Source organism: Kribbella swartbergensis, assembly GCF_054784135.1.
Genome location: NZ_BAAGPM010000007.1, coordinates 411899 through 429235 on the forward strand (window position 1 = coordinate 411899; position 17337 = coordinate 429235).

The 17337-nt window shown below is 69.8% G+C and carries 16 protein-coding genes; 11 read left to right on the plus strand and 5 right to left on the minus strand.

The genetic code is table 11. The features are described from left to right. The first annotated feature begins 51 nt into the window (after positions 1-51). On the plus strand, positions 52-621 hold the full coding sequence (locus ACYVOK_RS03490; RefSeq protein ID WP_460660748.1) for a transglycosylase family protein: 570 nt from the start codon (positions 52-54) through the stop codon (positions 619-621). A gap of 66 nt (positions 622-687) precedes the next feature. Here the strand turns inward: ACYVOK_RS03490 and ACYVOK_RS03495 are convergent, their stop codons facing one another. The 3 genes from ACYVOK_RS03495 to ACYVOK_RS03505 are packed head-to-tail and all read right to left on the minus strand — an operon-like array spanning position 688 to position 2582. After that, entirely contained in the window at positions 688-1338 is a 651-nt protein-coding gene (locus ACYVOK_RS03495) for a class I SAM-dependent methyltransferase (protein ID WP_460660749.1), read from the minus strand. A gap of 4 nt (positions 1339-1342) precedes the next feature. Beyond that, complete coding sequence (locus ACYVOK_RS03500; RefSeq protein ID WP_460660750.1) at positions 1343-1984, minus strand: Pr6Pr family membrane protein; 642 nt, start codon at positions 1982-1984, stop codon at positions 1343-1345. Between the two features lie 40 nt (positions 1985-2024). After that, positions 2025-2582, minus strand: a complete 558-nt coding sequence (locus tag ACYVOK_RS03505; RefSeq protein ID WP_460660751.1) for a 2TM domain-containing protein — start codon at positions 2580-2582, stop codon at positions 2025-2027. Between the two features lie 78 nt (positions 2583-2660). Here ACYVOK_RS03505 and ACYVOK_RS03510 point away from each other — a divergent pair, with 78 nt between their 5' ends. The 3 genes from ACYVOK_RS03510 (at position 2661) to ACYVOK_RS03520 (ending at position 5993) form a co-directional block, all read left to right on the plus strand. Then, complete coding sequence (locus ACYVOK_RS03510; RefSeq protein ID WP_460660752.1) at positions 2661-3260, plus strand: TetR/AcrR family transcriptional regulator; 600 nt, start codon at positions 2661-2663, stop codon at positions 3258-3260. A gap of 91 nt (positions 3261-3351) precedes the next feature. Then, the gene (locus tag ACYVOK_RS03515) at positions 3352-3864 is read left to right on the plus strand and encodes an AAA family ATPase (protein WP_460660753.1); all 513 of its coding nucleotides are present in this window, start codon (positions 3352-3354) and stop codon (positions 3862-3864) included. Positions 3865-3899: 35 nt separating this feature from the next. Continuing rightward, entirely contained in the window at positions 3900-5993 is a 2094-nt protein-coding gene (locus ACYVOK_RS03520; RefSeq protein WP_460660754.1) for a molybdopterin-dependent oxidoreductase, read from the plus strand. Here the strand turns inward: ACYVOK_RS03520 and ACYVOK_RS03525 are convergent. Then, positions 5990-7006, minus strand: coding sequence for a LacI family DNA-binding transcriptional regulator (locus ACYVOK_RS03525; RefSeq protein WP_460660755.1), 1017 nt, complete (start codon positions 7004-7006; stop codon positions 5990-5992). The two genes, ACYVOK_RS03520 and ACYVOK_RS03525, sit on opposite strands and share 4 nt — an antisense overlap. 285 nt (positions 7007-7291) lie before the next feature. Here ACYVOK_RS03525 and ACYVOK_RS03530 point away from each other — a divergent pair, with 285 nt between their 5' ends. The 7 genes from ACYVOK_RS03530 (at position 7292) to ACYVOK_RS03560 (ending at position 15880) form a co-directional block, all read left to right on the plus strand. Continuing rightward, a complete protein-coding gene (locus ACYVOK_RS03530) occupies positions 7292-8041 on the plus strand; it encodes a sugar phosphate isomerase/epimerase family protein (protein ID WP_460660756.1) in 750 nt (249 codons plus the stop codon). Further along, entirely contained in the window at positions 8038-9135 is a 1098-nt protein-coding gene (locus ACYVOK_RS03535) for a Gfo/Idh/MocA family protein (RefSeq protein WP_460660757.1), read from the plus strand. Before ACYVOK_RS03530 ends, ACYVOK_RS03535 begins: the two co-directional genes overlap by 4 nt. Positions 9136-9318: 183 nt before the next feature. Then, positions 9319-11754: a glycoside hydrolase family 2 protein gene (locus ACYVOK_RS03540; protein ID WP_460660758.1), complete on the plus strand. Its 2436-nt coding sequence runs from the start codon at positions 9319-9321 to the stop codon at positions 11752-11754. Between the two features lie 58 nt (positions 11755-11812). Further along, complete coding sequence (locus ACYVOK_RS03545; RefSeq protein WP_460660759.1) at positions 11813-13177, plus strand: APC family permease; 1365 nt, start codon at positions 11813-11815, stop codon at positions 13175-13177. Continuing rightward, the gene (locus ACYVOK_RS03550) at positions 13174-13575 is read left to right on the plus strand and encodes a hypothetical protein (RefSeq protein ID WP_460660760.1); all 402 of its coding nucleotides are present in this window, start codon (positions 13174-13176) and stop codon (positions 13573-13575) included. Before ACYVOK_RS03545 ends, ACYVOK_RS03550 begins: the two co-directional genes overlap by 4 nt. 44 nt (positions 13576-13619) lie before the next feature. Beyond that, the gene (locus ACYVOK_RS03555; RefSeq protein WP_460660761.1) at positions 13620-14801 is read left to right on the plus strand and encodes a glutathionylspermidine synthase family protein; all 1182 of its coding nucleotides are present in this window, start codon (positions 13620-13622) and stop codon (positions 14799-14801) included. Between the two features lie 32 nt (positions 14802-14833). Next, positions 14834-15880: a DUF3048 domain-containing protein gene (locus ACYVOK_RS03560; protein ID WP_460660762.1), complete on the plus strand. Its 1047-nt coding sequence runs from the start codon at positions 14834-14836 to the stop codon at positions 15878-15880. Here ACYVOK_RS03560 and ACYVOK_RS03565 read toward each other — a convergent pair. Next, entirely contained in the window at positions 15867-17333 is a 1467-nt protein-coding gene (locus ACYVOK_RS03565; protein ID WP_460660763.1) for an NAD-dependent succinate-semialdehyde dehydrogenase, read from the minus strand. The genes ACYVOK_RS03560 and ACYVOK_RS03565 overlap by 14 nt on opposite strands. Between the last annotated feature and the right edge of the window lie 4 nt (positions 17334-17337).

The window sequence follows — 17337 nt, forward strand, 5'->3', positions numbered from 1 at the left end:
TTACCGATGTCCAAAGCACGACATGCGCGCCCCCGGCGAAGTACTCGCCGGGTGGCTCGAACCCTGTCCATCGCCGGCCTCGGGGTCGGTATCACCGCCGCCGGCGCGGGCGCGGCGTTCGCGACCGACTACACGGTCAAGCCCGGCGACACCCTCTCGGAGATCGCTCAGGCCAACGGCGCCGACTGGCGTCAACTGGCGGAGATCAACAACCTCCAGGACCCCGATCTGATCCTGATCGGGCAGACCCTGACGCTGGACGGTGTGAAGAAGGCCACCGCCCCGCGCAAGGTGACCACGAAGAAGGCCGAGACCAAGAAGGTCCGCAAGACCGAGCGCAAGGTCCGCACCAGCCGCTCCGAGGACCGCCCCTCGACGAGCGTCAGCATGAGCGCGGCCTGGCGGAAGGTCGCCGAGTGCGAGTCCAGCGGCAACCCGCGGGCGGTGAACCCGGCCGGGTACTACGGGCTGTTCCAGTTCGACCTGCAGACCTGGCGCAGCGTCGGCGGCAGCGGCAACCCCGCGAAGGCGTCGGCGGCCGAGCAGCTGATGCGCGCGAAGAAGCTGTACGCGCAGCGCGGCGCCCAGCCGTGGCCGGTCTGCGGCCGCTACCTGCGCTGACGTCCTCCCACCGGTAGGGGCGGGCGGTCGACCGTCCTCCCGCCCGCCCGACCGGGCCCCTCGACGTCAGTTGCGGGTGATGACCAGCATTTCGTCGGCGCCCGCCTGGAACTCGTACGGCACCTTGCGGATCTCCCAGGTGACGTCCTCGAGCGCGTCCAGCAGTTCCTGAAGGTAGGGCACCGGCTCACCGGCACCCTGCATGACCGTAGGGAAGATCCGGACCTCATGGTTGCTGACCCGGATCAGCTCGCGCAGCGCCGCGAGGTGCCAGTCCCGGTCGTACTTGTCGGCCCAGGTGAAGAGCAGGTGCGAGCACAGCACCAGCTCGAATCGCCTGTCCCCGAAGGGCAGGTCGGGCAGCCCGGCCGCGACGTAGCGCTCCGGTGCCGTCGCCACGTCCCGCAGGAAGCGGTCGGCCGCCTCGATCCGGTACTGATCCTTCCGCTCCGGCGTCCCGTACCAGTGCCAGACGAAGCTCCCCGCGTGCTCGTCGACGATCCCGGCGGTCGCCGGCAGGCTGCGCCGAACCGTGTCCACCAGTTCGGCCGGCTCCAGCTCGTACGCCGGGTCGGCGGCGATCGCGTCGACACCACGGGCGGCGGCTTCGGCGGTGAAGCTCGCACCGCCGGCGCAGCAGTCGAGAACGGACTCGGGGAGTTCGGTCAGGTCGAACATCGCTTCGTACTCGGCGTACGAGCGAGAGGTCACCAGCACGGGCTTACCTTTCGACGGTCGTCTTCCGGTGCAACCGGCGATCGAGGTAGGTGGCCCCGGCCGCCAGAGCCAGGAACAGTACCGCGACCAGCAGACAGTTCAGCAGCACCTGTGCGTACCCGTGCTCGGTGACGTCGACGAACGGATACGGGTAGAACCCGACGAACTCGCCGCGGACCAGTGTGAACACCAGCCAGACCAGCGGGAACACCACCGACCAGGCGACGACGCGCGGATCGGTCCGCCCGCGTGGGCCGAACAGCAGCCAGCCGAGTACGCCGAAGACCGGCGCGGCCGTGTGCAGCAGGAAGTTCGTGAACGCCGCCCACCCGGACAACTCGTCCAGCCCGGCGAGCACCAGGTGGTACACGATCCCCGTCACCGCGATACAGAGCACCCCGTTCAGCCGCAGGGTCCTGAACACCGTGCCCTGCGGTCGATCCGGCCACAACGCCAGGGCGAGCGCCGTCCCGCCGAGCAGCAGGTTCGACTGGATCGTGAAGTACGCGAACACGTTCAGCACGCGCTCGGGATTGTCCGGGAAGAACCCCTCGGTCCCGTTCGCCGTCACGACCAGTTGTACGACGATCCCGCACGCCACGATCAGTGCGGTGACCCCAGCCCACACCCGTCCACCCGTAGTCATGCCCGCAATGTACGACGGCGCGGCGGCGCAGCCGGGGATCTCAGACCGACTGCTTGTCTCGCGGCGCCTCCTGATCGGAGTCCGCGCCCTGGAACGTGGAGCTGAACGAGACGATCGCGTCGATGACCAGGACGATCGTCCACGTCCACGCCGGCCCGAGCACCGCGTCGTACCCCTTGCCGGACAGGATGCCGAGTCCGGCCATGATGCCGACGGCGACGGCGTAGGCGAGCAGGTGGCGGTACCAGCCGGCCCGCTCCCGGCGGGCCCGCTCCGGCCCACCCTTCGGCGGCTTGACCGGACGCGGCGCGCCGGCCAGGTGGTGCGCGGCCCACTTGTCCGCCCACTTCAGCGTCTGATGGCCGAAGCCGACGCTGACACCGATGAAGATCGCGGCCAGTGAGTGCTTGAACGACGGCTCGCCACCGCGCTGGATGTCGACGACACTCGCGACCAGCATCACGACGTCGACCAGCGGCACCCCGGCCAGCAGCACCATCCCCAGCCGGGGCAGCCGGAGCAGATAACGCGTCGCCAGGCCGGCCGCGAGCAGGACCCAGAAGCCGACTTCGCACGCGGCGATCACAGCGAGCAGCACAGTGGTTCACCCTTCCGAGATTTATTCAGCACAACTGTGTTACCAACGACTCTAACACGAGTGTGCTAAAAAGAGCCCATGCCGAAGATCGTCGACCACGACGCCCGCCGCGAGGAGATCGCCGAGGCGCTCTGGCGGGTGGTCCGCCGGGACGGGATCCGCGGCGCCTCGGTCCGGACCATCGCCGCCGAGGCCGGCTGGTCCGCCGGCGCCGTCCGCTACTACTTCCCGGACCAGGCCGGTCTGCTCAGCTTCGCGATGGATCTGGTCTCGCGCCGGGTGAGTGACCGGATCAGCGCGCTGAACGCGAAGGGCAGCCCGACCGCGGTCGCGCTGCGCTACCTCGAGGAGGCCCTGCCGCTCGACGCCGAGCGCCGCGCCGAGTTCGACGTCTGGATGGCCTTCATGGCCCAGGCACAGGCCGAGTCGGACGCCGGGAGCCTGCACGAACACGTCGACAAGGTGCACGACGGGCTGCGCTTCCTGTGCGAGTCCCTGCTGCAGGCGCTGTCCGAATCCGGGGCGCTGCGGCAGGACCTCGACCACCGCCGGGAGATCGAGCGTTTGCACGCCCTGCTCGACGGCCTCGCCCTGCACGCCGCGATCCAGCCCGGCCGCACCACACCGACCCGGGTACGCCAGCTGCTGCGCCACCACATCGAGACGTTGCTGACCTGAAAACCCCTTACAAACGAGGGTTTTGTCCGAGGAAAGACAAGAATCGCCGAGACCGGACCAAAACCTCGCCGCCCGTGGCACGATCACCACCATGGAGTCCGAGGGGGTGATCGTCGTCAGTGGAATCATGGCGGCGGGAAAGTCGGCGGTCTCGCAGTTGCTGGCCGAGAGATTCCAGTACGGCGTCCATCTCCGGGGTGACGTTTTCCGCCGGATGATCGTCAGCGGCCAGGCCTCGATGGCCCACGACAGCGCCGAGGCCCAGCGCCAGCTCCGGCTCCGTTATCGGCTCGCCTGCCAGGCCGCCGACGGGTACGCCGACGCCGGTTTCACAGTGGTCCTCCAGGACGTCGTGATCGGCGAGCTGCTGCGGGAGTTCCTCGACGGGATCCGGACCAGGCCGCGGTACCTCGTCGTCCTCACTCCGCGCCCCGAGGTCATCTCCAGCCGGCTCGGCGGCGCCTACCACCTGGTCGACGAACTCGACTACGAGCTGCACGCGTTCAGCCCGCGCCGCGGTCTGTGGCTCGACAACTCCGACCTGTCCGCCGGCGAGACCGTCGACGCGATCCTGGGCCGCCTCGACGAGGCCCGCTTCGACTGATGACCGAAATGGCTACCCAAGGGTAGTTTGTGGGGATGGCGACCACGGTACGGCGAACCTCGTGCAACCTGTGTGAAGCGATCTGCGGTGTCCTCGTGACGGTCGACGACGGCCGGGTGACCGACATCCGCGGCGACGAGTCGGACCCGCTGTCCCGCGGCCACATCTGCCCGAAGGCAGTGGCCCTGCGCGACCTGCAGGACGATCCCGACCGGTTGACCACACCTGTACGACGTACTGCGGAGGGCTGGCAGGAGATCGGCTGGGACGCGGCGTACGACCTGGTCGTCGGCCGGCTGACGGAGATCCAGCGTGAGCACGGCCGGAACGCGGTCGGCGTCTACCTGGGCAACCCGAACGTGCACAGCCTCGGCGCGCTGACGCACATGCCGACGCTGGTGAAGCAGCTACGGACCAGGAACCGGTTCAGCGCCACCTCGATCGACCAGCTTCCGCACATGCTGGCGTCGTACCTGCTCTACGGGCATCAGCTGATGGTCCCGGTCCCGGACATCGACCGGACGTCGTACCTGCTGGTGCTCGGCGCGAACCCGCTCGCCTCCAACGGCAGCATGATGACCGCACCCGGCTTCGGCCGGCGGCTCAAGGAACTGCGGAAACGCGGCGGCAAGGTCGTCGTCCTCGATCCGCGCCGGACCGAGACCGCCGCGGTCGCCGACGAGCACCACTTCGTCCGTCCCGGGACCGACGCGGCGTTCCTGCTCGCGCTCATCCATCAGGTGATCGCGGACGGGAATGCCCGGCCGGCGCCGTACGTCGACGGCCTCGACGTGGTCGAGCAGGCGGTCGAGCCGTGGACCCCTGAGCGCGCGGCCGGTGTCACCGGCATCGGTGCGGACGAGATCCGGCGGATCGCGCACGAGTTCGCGACGGCCGACCGGGCCGCCTGCTACGGCCGGGTCGGGGTGTCGACGCAGCAGTTCGGGGCCGTGTGCCAATGGGCGATCCAGGTGCTCAACATCATCACCGGCAACCTCGACCGGCCCGGCGGGACGATGTTCCCGCGGCCGGCGGTCAACCCGCTGCTCGGGCTCGGCCGCGGGCACATCGGGGTGTGGAAGAGCCGGGTCCGCGGGCTGCCCGAGTTCGGCGGGGAGCTGCCGGTGTCGACGATGGCCGAGGAGATCCTGACGCCGGGTGACGGCCGGATCCGCGCGATGGTGACGATCGCCGGGAACCCGGTGCTGTCCACGCCGAACGGCCGCGCCCTCGACGAAGCCCTGGACACCCTCGACTTCATGGTCGCGGTCGATCCGTACATCAACGAGACGACCCGGCACGCGGACGTGATCCTGCCGCCCGCGCCGCCGCTCGAGCGCGACCACTACGACGTGATCTTCCACCAGCTCGCGGTCCGCAACACGGCGCGCTGGAACGACGCCGTACTGCCGAAACCGCCCCAGGCACGGCACGACTGGGAGATCTTCCGCGACCTCGGGCTGCGCCTTGTCCGCCGTATGCCGATGAGCCGCAAGAAGCTGATGGTGTCGGCGCGGCTGCGGTTGTCGCCGCGGCGGATCGTCGACCTCGGACTGCGGATCGGGCCGTACCGGCTGTCCCTGCGCAAGCTGCGGACGACGCCGGGCGGGATCGACCTCGGACCGTTGCAGCCCGCGCTCCCGGGCGCGCTCCACCACAGGAACAAGCGGATCGACCTGGCCCAGCGGCTGATCCTGGACGACCTTCCGCGGCTGGAGTCGCTCGCGACCGGGAACGACGGTGAGCTGCTGCTGATCGGCCGGCGGCACCTGCGCAACAACAACTCGTGGATGCACAACTCGGCCCGGCTGGTGAAGGGCAAGCCGCGGCACCAGCTGCTGATGAACCCGGACGACCTGGCCGAGCGCGACCTGACCGACGGCCAGCTGGTCAACGTCAGCTCGGCGGCCGGCACCGTGGCCGTCGAAGTTGCCGCTAGCAACGAGATGATGCCTGGTGTGGTCAGCCTGCCGCACGGGTTCGGCCACGGCCGGCCGGGTGTCCGGCTGTCCGTCGCGAACCAGGTCGCCGGGGCGAGCGTCAACGACGTCACGGACACCGAGCTGACCGACACCGTGGCCGGCACCGCCGCGGTCAACGGCGTACCGGTCACGGTCACCGCCTGCTAGCCAGGCGGGGGCGGGCCGGAGCTGTCGCGGACGACGAGTAGCGGGGTCGAGTAGAGGTGTGCCTGGGGTCGGGCGCCTTCGATCAGGTCGAACAGGCGCTGGGCGACCTCGGCGCCGTACCCGACGATGTTGTGGCTCATCGCGGTCAGCGTCGGATGGGTGTGCCGGCACAGCGTCGAGTCGTCCCAGGCGACCATCGTGACGTCGTCCGGCGACCGCAGTCCGAGGTCTTGTACGACGGCCAGCCCGGCCACCGCCATCAGGTCGTTGTCGTAGACGATCGCGGTCGGCCGGGCCTCCGCGGTCATCAGCGCACGGGTCGCCGAGGCGCCCTCCTCGGCGGAGAAGTCGGTGTGCACCACCTGGACGTCCAGGCCCAACCTCCGGCTCGCGGCCGCGAAGGCGTTGTCCCGGATCCAGACGTGCCCGTGTTCGGGCGGACCGGCGACGCGGGCGACCACGCGGTGCCCGAGGGACGCGACGTGCTCGACCGCGGCGTTCATCGCCGACGTTCCGTCGGTCCAGACACAGGTCATCCCGTCGGCCAGCGACGGATCGCCGACCAGGACGGCCGGTACGCCGAGCTTGCGCAGCAACGGGATCCTCGGGTCGCCGACCCGCAGGTCGACCACGATCACGCCGTCCACCCGGCGCTCCGCGGCCCACTTCCGGTACGTCGCGAGCTCCTCGGTCAGGTCCGCCACGACCTGGAGCGCGAGCGCGTACGACTTCCCGGCCAGCACGGACTCCACGCCACCGACGAAGCCCATGTAGAACGGTTCCTCACTCAGGGTCTGCGCGGTCCTGGCGAGGACGAGCCCGAACGTCTCGCTGCGTGCCGCGGACAGCTGCCGGGCGGCCCGGTTGGGCACCCACTCCAGTTCCTGGGCCACTTTCAGGACCCGCGCCCGGGTGGCTTCGGAGACACCCGGCTGGTTGTTCAGCGCGTACGACACCGCGCCTTTGGAGACGCCGGCCCGACGGGCGATCTCCTTGATGGTCACTCGGGGCACCACGGCCTCCTTCTGCAACGGGCGGCCGGACCGCTGACGGTCGGTCCGGAATCCTTCAGTGTGCACCCGGCCTCTACACGGTGTCACCAGTCAGGAGCACAGAGTGACAGTTTGATCAAATCGCACCGTCGGCCGGAGCAGGACATGACCGCCCAGTGGTTGGGCCGAGGGTGGTGTGGGGCGGCGCGTTTGGGATACGGTTGCCGTCATTACTTAACCGGTTCGGCAATCAAGTCGGTGCGATGTCCTGGGCAGCGGGCGCGGCGCCGGCGACGAGGAGAAACCATGGTCGCAGTGGACAACCTGTCCCTCCAGTTGTACACGGTCCGATCCAAGCTCGAGGAGGACTTCGACGCCACCCTCGCCCGTATCGCGGAGATCGGCTACACCAAGGTCGAGCCCTTCGGCGTCACCGCCTTCGCGGACCGCCTGGCCGACGCGCTGCCCAAGTACGGTTTGTCGGCGCCGACCACGCACGCCGGCCTGCTGCGCGAGGACAGCGGCCCGATCTACGCCGCGGCGAAGCGGCTCGGGATCACCACCGTCATCGACCCGTACGTCGACCCGGCCCGCTGGCAGGCCGCGGACGACATCAAGGCCACCGCCGAGGCGCTGAACAAGGCCGCCGCCGAGGCCGCCGACCACGGCATCACGGTCGGGTACCACAACCACCACTTCGAACTCGAGTCGACGGTGGACGGCGCGCACGCGCTCGAGATCCTGGTCGACCACCTGTCCGACGACGTGATCCTCGAGGTGGACACCTACTGGGCCGCGGTCGGCGGTGCCGACGTACCGGCGCTGCTCACCAAGCTCGGCGACCGGGTGAAGGCCATCCACGTGAAGGACGGCGACGGCACGCTGGACAACAAGGCCCAGGTGGCGGTCGGCGACGGCAGCATCGCGGTCGCGGACATCCTGGCCGCGGTCCCGAACGCGCTGCGCGTGGTCGAACTGGACGACTTCAGCGGCGAGATCTTCGACGCGGTCGAGGGCAGCTACAAGTACCTGACCGGAGAGGGCGCGCCCGCATGAGTGCCGTCGGAGTAGGCGTGATCGGCGCCGGGGTGATCTCGGACGCCTACATCAAGAGCATGCAGAGCTTCCCGGATCTGAACGTGCTCGCCGTCGGCGACCTGCGGCCGGAAGCGGCGAAGGAGAAGGCGGAGCAGTACGGCATCGAGGCCCACGGGGGTCCCGAGGCGGTGCTCAGCCACCCGGACGTGGAGATCGTGGTCAACCTGACCATCCCGATCGCGCACGTCGAGGTCGCGCTGGCAGCGGTTGCCGCCGGCAAGCACGTGTGGAGTGAGAAGCCGTTCTCGCTCGACCAGGAGAGCGGCCTGAAGCTGCTGTCCACCGCCCAGGATGCGGGCCTGCGGCTCGGCTGTGCGCCGGACACCATCCTGGGTCCGGGCCTGCAGGAGTCGCGCCGGATCATCGAGCGTGGTGAGATCGGTCAGCCGCTGACTGCGCTGACCCTGATGCAGTCCCCCGGCCCGGAGTCCTGGCACCCGAACCCGGCCTTCCTGTTCCAGGAGGGCGCGGGCCCGCTGTGGGACATCGGCCCGTACTACCTGACCACGCTGGTCCAGCTGTTCGGGCCGGTCGCGGCGGTGGCCGGGCTCGGCTCGAAGTCGCGGGAGAAGCGCACGATCGGCTCGGGTCCGCTGGCCGGCACCGAGTTCGACGTGACCGTGCCGACGCACGTCAGCGCGATCGCGCGGTTCGAGTCGGGGCAGTCGTCGCAGAGCATCTTCAGCTTCGACTCGCCGCTGCCGCGGGCCGGGGTCGTCGAGATCACCGGGTCCGAGGCGACGCTGGCCGTACCGGACCCGAACCGGTTCGACGGCGAGATCAAGATCCGCCGCCGCGGTGCCGAGGACTGGGAGACGATCGCCGAGACGACCGCCTCCGCCGAGCGCGGCACCGGCGTACTGGAGATGGCGCGGGCGATCCGGGAGAACCGGCCGCACCGGGCCACCGGCGCGCTGGCGTTCCACGTCGTCGACGTGATGGCCTCCATCACCGAGTCGATCGACACCCGCGCGTTCGTCGACGTCACGAGCACGGTCGAGGTCCCGGCGATCCTGCCGGACGACTGGGACGTGCACGCGTCCACGCTGTGAGCCGGACGCTGTGACATCACTGCTGCCGGATCCCCGGCGGACCGTCGTGTCCGCCGGGGACTCCGCAGCTGGGCATCCGGCGATCGCCGGCCTGTGGCGACGGGTCGTTCTGGAAAACTGAGGAACCGCTCCGGGCGTGGGTGCGGCGTGCCTCGACTAAACCGGTTCACTTTGGAGAGCTCTGTGACATCCGTGAATGCAGTCCCGCTGACCACCGAGAGCGGGGCCACCTGGACCGTGCGTGCGCTCGAGGGCTCACTGGCCGGGAAGTCGATCGCCGCTACGGTGCCGGGTGAGGTGCACACCGACCTGCTCGCCGCGGGCGAGATCCCGGACCCGTTCGACGGGGACAACGAGTCCGCGCTGGCCTGGATCGGGCGGACCGCCTGGAGCTACCGGACGTCGTTCGACTGGAGCGCGGACGGCAACGCGGTCCAGGAACTGGTCGCCGAGGGCCTCGACACGGTCGCGACCATCACGCTGAACGGCCGGGAGCTCGGCCGGACCGCGAACCAGCACAGGTCCTACCGGTTCGACGTCACCGGCCTGCTGGTGGCCGAGGGCAACGAACTGGTGATCGAGTTCGCCGGGCCGGTGACCGCGGCCGAGGAGGTCGTGGCCAGGTCCGGGGCATGGCCGCACACGAACCACCATCCGTACAACGCGTTGCGGAAGATGGCCAGCAACTTCGGCTGGGACTGGGGACCGGACGTCGCGACCGTCGGCATCTGGCGGCCGATCCGGATCGAGTCCTGGTCCGGCGTACGGATCGACTCGGTCCGTCCGCTGGCCCGTCTCGACGGGGACCGCGGCGTACTGAACACCGAACTCACGCTCGCGTGGGCGGACGGCTTCAGCGAGGACGTGACCGTCACGGTCGAGGTCGGCGGCACCACCTCCTCGGTGACCGTTGCCCCGGGCACCCTCAGCACCTCGATCACGTCGGTCGTCGACGCGGTCGACCGCTGGTGGCCGCGGGGACACGGCGATCAGCCCCTGTACGACGTCGTGGTCTCGGCGCACGGTGATCGCTGGCAGGGCCGGGTCGGGTTCCGGACCGTGTCGCTGAACGTCGACCCGGACCAGGACGGCACGCAGTTCGTGCTGTCGGTGAACGGCAAGCCGATCTACGTGCGCGGCGCGAACTGGATCCCCGACGACGCGTTCGTGACGCGGCTGAACCGGACGACGTACCGGAACAGCATTCAGGACGCGGTCGACGCGGGGATGAACCTGCTGCGCGTCTGGGGCGGCGGGATCTACGAGAGCGAGGACTTCTACGACATCTGCGACGAGCAGGGCGTCCTCGTCTGGCAGGACTTCCTGTTCGCGTGCGCGGCGTACTCGGAGGACGAGGCGCTGGCCGCGGAGGTCGAAGCCGAGGCGCGGGAGGCCGTGACGCGGCTGAGCAAGCACGCGAGCCTCGCGGTGTGGAACGGCAACAACGAGAACATCTGGGGCTACGTCGAGTGGGGCTGGCGCGTGCCGCTCGCCGGCCGGCCGTGGGGCGCCGGGTACTACTTCGACCTGCTCCCCCGGATCGTGGCCGAACTGGACCCGCGGACGCCGTACTCGCAGGGCAGTCCGTACTCGTTCGACCGGTTCATCCACCCGAACGACGAGCGGCACGGGACGATGCACATCTGGGACGTGTGGAACCAGGTGGACTACACGACGTACCGGAAGTACAAGCCGCGATTCGTGGCGGAGTTCGGATTCCAGGGTCCGCCGGCGTGGTCGACGCTGACGTCGGTCGTCCACGACGAGCCGCTCGACCCGTACGGCGAGCAGATGCTCGTGCACCAGAAGGCGTTCGAGGGCAACCTCAAGCTGGAGCGCGGTCTGGGTGATCACCTGCCGAAGTGGACGTCGATCCACGACTGGCACTGGACGACGCAGCTGAACCAGGCCCGGGCGGTTGCCTACGGCATCGAACACTTCCGCAGCCTGTATCCGCTGAACACCGGCGCGGTCGTCTGGCAACTGAACGACAACTGGCCGGTGGTGTCGTGGGCCGCTGTCGACGGTCACGGCATCCGGAAGCCGTTGTGGTTCGCGTTGAGGCGCGTGTACGCCGAGCGCCTGCTGACCGTCCAGCCGCGTGAGGACGAACTGGTGGTCGCCGCGCACAACGACACCGACACGACGTGGTCCACCGAGCTCACTGTTGCGCGCCGGTCGACATCGACCGGTGGTGAGGTCCTCGCCCAGGAGACGTTCGCACTCGAGGTCGAGCCGCGGTCGGCGACGCTCAGCTCGCTCCCCGACTCGATCACCAAGCCCGCCGACCCGACACGCGAGTACGTCGAGGTCCGGGGCGCGGACGGGAGCACGGCGTACTGGTACTTCGTCGAGGACACTTCCCTGCGCCTCGCCGGGGACGCCTACGCCGCCTCGGTCACGCCGACCGCGGACGGGTACGACGTGACGGTCACGGCGAGCGCATTGGCCAAGGACCTGGCCTTGTTCCCGGACCGGCTGGACCCGGCGGCCCGCGTCGACTCCGGCCTCGTCACCCTGTCGGCAGGCGAGTCCCACACCTTCCACGTCACTGCCGCCGAGGCACCGACCAACATCGGCATCCCCGTACTCCGCTCGGCCAACGACCTGGTGAGCTGACTCCGCCCGCTCGGAGACCCTGGGAAGATGGCACCCTTGGGGGACGACGAGCGGATGGATGGCTGTGACGACAACGGGTTCGCGGTCTCGGGGGCGGAGTCTTCGGCGTGATGCGCTGGGTGTCGGGTCGTCGACGGCGATCGGGATAGCTTCGACGGCGCCGGCGTACTCGCTCGCTGTCTCGGTGGGACTACTGGCCGGATACACCGGCGCGGCGGCTCCGCTGGTGCTGGCGGTGAGCGCGGTCCCGGTGATTCTGGTCGCGCTGTGTTTCCGTGAGCTGAACAGAGCCGAGCCGGACTGCGGTACGACGTTCCCGTGGACGGAGAAGGCGTTCGGCCTGGCCACCGGGCGGATGGTCGGCTGGACCACGGTGATGGCCTGTGTCCTGGTGATGAGCAACCTCGCCCAGGTCGCCGCGGTTTACACGTACCTCCTGCTCGGCCTGGACAGCGCCGCCGAGTCCCGTCCCGCCCAGGCCGGTCTCGGCACGGCCTTCATCCTGGTGATGGCCCTGCTCGCCTACCGCGGCATCCGGATCGCGGCGACCACGCAGTTCGTGCTGCTGACGGTCGAGGTGGTCGCGCTGCTCTGGTTCGCCGTCAACGCCTTCCGCGAAGCCGGATCCCTGAGCATTCCCGCGTTCTCCACGACCGGCGACGGCGCGTGGGCGGCCGGTGTACTGGTGGCGGTGTTCCTCTACTGGGGCTGGGACTCGTCCTTCAGCGTCAACGAGGAGTCCCGGAACCCGAGCCGCACACCGGCGATCGCCGCCTTGGTCGCCAACGGCTTCCTGGTCGTCCTGTACGTCGTGATCGCGTGGGCCGCGGTCGCGTACGCCGGGGTGGATCCGCTCGCGGACATCGCCGACGACGACTTCTTCGCCGTACTGTCGAACGACCTGCTCGGCACGGCCGGCGGCAAACTCCTGGTCGGCGCGGTGCTGGTGTCCGCGCTGGCGTCGACGCAGACCACGATCCTGCCGACGGCCCGGACGATGCTGTCGATGGCCCGGCGGGATGCGTTCCCGGGGCAGTTCGCCCGCATCTCGGCCCGCTACCAGACGCCGACCGTCTCCACCTGGGCGTTCGCCGGGGCGAGCGTGCTGGTGTACGTCGCGCTGGTGCTGACCTCGGACGCCGTACTGGCCGACTCGGTCGCGGCCGTGTCGGTGCTGGTGTCGTTGTACTACCTGGTCACGGCAGCCGCCGTACCGGTGTACTTCAGGGGCGACTGGCGGGCGCGGCCGGTGCAGCGGCTGGTCGTGCCGGTGCTGGCGAGCCTGTCGTTCGTGCTGGTGCTCGTGCTCGCCGTGGCGGACGTGGGCACTGGGCCGCTGCTTGTGGTCGGTGTCACGATGGTGGTCGGGGCGGCGGTCATGTTCTCCATGAAGCCCCCGGCCGAGGGGGAGGGCAGGCGATGAAACGGCGGATGCGCAGTGCGAAGGTCACACTCGGGCTGACGGCCCTGATGGCCGCGTCACTGACCGGGTGTGCGAGCGAGGAGGAGGAGCAGCCGGACTACGCCGCCATCTGTGTCGACCCTCAGACGCAGACCCGGACCGACGACGACAACTGCACCGACGAACGCGAGTACCACGGGTCGGGCGCCGGGTTCTTCTGGTTCTACATGGCCACCCGGGGCGGCGCCTTCGTGCCGCCGATCGGCGGGCGGTACAACGTTGCCTCTGGCACCTATACGGTGCCGCGGTCGGGGTCGCCGACGATCCGGCGGGGCGGACTGGACCGGGGCGGCGGCGACATCGGCACCATCACCCGCGGCGGGTTCGGCAAGTCCGGCCACGGGAGCTCTGGCGGCTGATGTGGCGGCACGCGATCAGGCCCCGGCCGCGGTGGAAGGAGACCGTGATCGAGCAGGGCCTGGTGTTCCCGATGACCGACCTGCCGGACGGCAGCGAGACGCCGTACTGGAACGAGAGCGCCTGGTACGAGGTGACGATGGACGAGGTCCTGCACCTCGAGCGCGTCACCGAGGAGCTGTACGGGATGTGCAGGCACGCGGCCTCGGTGATGGCCTCGGGTGACCGGTTCTCCGACACCCAGCTCGGGCTCGCCCCCGGCACACTCCCGCTCGTCCGGGAGTCGCTGAAGCGCGACGACCTGTCCGTCTACGCGCGCTTCGACCTGGCCTGGAGCGGTGCCGAGCCGAAGATGCTGGAGATCAACGGTGACACCCCGACGGGGCTGGTCGAGTCCGCGGTGATCCAGTGGAACTGGCTGGAGGACGTGTTCCCGGACGCCGACCAGTGGAACTCGGTGCACGACCGCCTGGTCAAGTGGTGGGCCGAGCACCTCGCGGCCGGCCACTTCCCGGGCAACGAGGCGCACTTCTTCAACTCCGGCGCGGAGACCTCCGGCGAGGAGGCGATGACGGTCGCGTACCTGCGTGACACCGCCGCGATGGCCGGACTCGCGACGTACGGGCACGAGATCGAGGACGTCGGCTGGGACTCGGCCCGGCGGGCCTTCGTGGACTGGGGCGGGCGGCCGATCCGGACCGCGTTCAAGCTCTACCCGTGGGAGGACATGCTCGACGACGAGTTCGGCCGGTACATCCTGGCCGGCCTGGAACCCGAGCCGGTGCAGTGGATCGAGCCGATCTGGAAGACGATGCTGTCCACCAAGGCGATCCTGCCGGTGCTGTGGGAGCTGTACCCGGACCATCCGAACCTGCTGCCGGCGTACTTCGGTGATCCCGGCGACCTGCTCGAGTGGGTGGCGAAACCGCTGCACGGCCGGGAGGGCGGCAACATCCACATCCACACCCTGGCCGGCACCGAGGACCACGTCCACGAGGGTCCGTACGACACCTCGACGATGGTCTACCAGGAGTGGCATCCGCTGCCGTCGTACGACGGGAACCGCGCGGTCATCGGCAGCTGGATCGTGGACGGCGTCGCGGCCGGCATGATGGTCCGCGAGTCCGACGGGCCGATCACCGACTACTACGCCCGCTTCGTCCCGCACGCGATCGGGACCAGCCCGCGGCCGGACCAGGCGACGATCGATGCCTGGCTCAACGAATAGCGCGTAACGGCGGCGTGCGGCATCGTGGAAAGGTGAAGACGCAGCGGGTCGGCTTGGTGGCGCTGGCCGGTGTGCTGGTGATCTCCGTCGTCGGCGCGTGCGTCCGCGACGCCCCGGGCGGATCCGCGAGCCCGTCCATCACGGTGACCACGCCGCCGCCGGACGACGGAGCCTTGCCGATGACGGGTCGTGCCCCGCTCACCGGCTTACCGGTCTCGCAGCCGCTGAATCGACCGGCGGTGACGGTCAAGATCTCCAACACGCCCGACGCGCATCCGCACCGCGGGCTCGGGGACGCCGATCTGGTGTTCGTGGAGCCGATCACCGCCTCGACGACTCGGCTGGCGGCCGTCTTCCACTCGCGGCTGCCTGCCCAGGTCGGCCCGGTCCGGTCGCTGCGGCCGATGGATGCGCCGCTGATCGGCCCGACGCGGGGCGTCATCGCCGACACGATGGCCGCCCGGTGGGTCCTCGCGTACTTCGGCAAGGCCGCCGACGTCGACGATCTCGGCACGCTGACCGTCCCGGACGGTACCTACCGGCTCGATCCCCGCCGACCTGCGCCGAACCACGTGTTCGCCCAGCCCGCCAGGCTGCTGAAGCTGACCAAGCGGACCGCGCCGCCCGCGCCGTACTTCAGCTACGCCACACCGCCGACCGCCCAGCGCGTCGGCACTCCCGCCACCGCGGTGCGGATCGGGTACGGCGGTCCCGCGACGGCGACCTGGACCTACCAGCCCCGCACCAAACGCTGGATCCGCGCCGAACAGTGGTCTACACACCGGATCGAAGGAGGCGGACAGGTCGCCGCGGACAACGTGCTCGTCCTCCGCGCCGCTCCGGACCGCAGTTTCCCGCAGGCCAAGGGCTCGATGACGATCCTCGACCTCATCGACGCCTTCGGCCCGGCCCAGCTGTTCACCGGCGGCAAGGTGGTCACCGGCCGCTGGGCCAAGGGCGGGGTCAACGAGTCGTTCACCTTCACCGGCCCGGACGGCAAGCGGCTGCTCCTCACTCCAGGGACGACCTGGGTCGAGTGCGTCCTGACAGGTATGCCCGTGACGGTCAGTCCAGGTTGATGGCGACGTACTTGAACTCCAGGTACTCGTCGATGCCGGTGCTGCCGCCTTCGCGGCCCAGGCCGGACTGCTTGACGCCGCCGAACGGGGCGGCCGGGTTGGAGACGATGCCCTGGTTGAGGCCGACCATGCCGGTCTCGAGCTGTTCGGAGACGCGGAGGGCCCGGGTCAGGTCGCTGGTGAACAGGTAGGAGACCAGGCCGTACTCGGTGTCGTTCGCCATCCGGACCGCCTCCTCCTCGGTCTCGAAGGCGGTGAGCGGAGCGATCGGCCCGAAGATCTCCTCCTTCTGCAGCCGGGCGGTCCTCGGTACGTCGGCCAGCACGGTCGGCTGGTAGAAGTATCCGTTGCCGGCGGCAATCGATGCGCCGGTCAGGACCCGGGCGCCCTGGCCGACCGCGTCGTCGACCAGGTCCTTCACCTTGTCCCGCTGCTCGGCGTCGATGAGCGGGCCGACGTCGATTCCGTCCTCGGTCCCGCGGCCGACCTTCAGCGCCCGCATCCGCTCGGCCAGCCGGGTGGCGAACTCGTCCATCACCGACGACTGCACGTAGATCCGGTTGGCCGCCGTACAGGCCTCGCCGCCGTTGCGCATCTTGGCCAGCATCGCGCCGTCGACCGCCTTGTCCAGGTCGGCGTCGGCGAACACCAGCAGCGGCGCGTTCCCGCCGAGCTCCATGCTGGTCCGCAGCACCTGCTCGGCGGCCTGCTCGATCAGCTTCCGGCCGACCTGGGTCGAGCCGGTGAACGACAGCTTGCGGGCGCGGCCGTCGCGGATCAGCGGCTCCATCACGCCGCCGGAGTCGCTGGTCGTGACCACGTTGAGCACGCCGGCCGGCAGCCCGGCCTCGGTCATCAGCTCGGCGAGCTTGAGCATCGACAACGGCGTCTGCGCGGCCGGCTTCATCACCATCGTGCAACCGGCCGCGACGGCCGGGCCGATCTTGCGGGCGCCCATGGCGGCCGGGAAGTTCCACGGCGTGATCAGCAGACACGGTCCGACCGGTTGCCGCATCACCAGGAAGCGGCCCTTGCCGTTGGGTGCGACCTGGTAGCCGCCGTCGATCCGGACCGCCTCCTCGGCGAACCAGCGGAAGAACTCGGCCGCGTACGCGATCTCCGCCTTGGACTCGGCGACCGGCTTGCCCATCTCCAGCGTCATCAGCAGTGCCAGGTCGTCGGCCCGCTCGGTCATCAGCTCATAGGTACGGCGGAGGATCTCGCCGCGGTCCCGCGGTGGTGTCGCGGCCCACTCCTTCTGCGCCGCGACGGCCGCGTCCAACGCGGCCACGCCGTCGGCCGGACTCGCATCGGCCACCTCGCACAGCGTCGCGCCGGTGGCCGGGTCCTCGACGGCCAGGGTCTTACCGCCCTCGGCCGCCTGCCACTTGCCGCCGATGAACAGCTCGGCCGGGCACGCCTTGACGACTTCCTGCTCCCGCTCCCGCGACATGAGC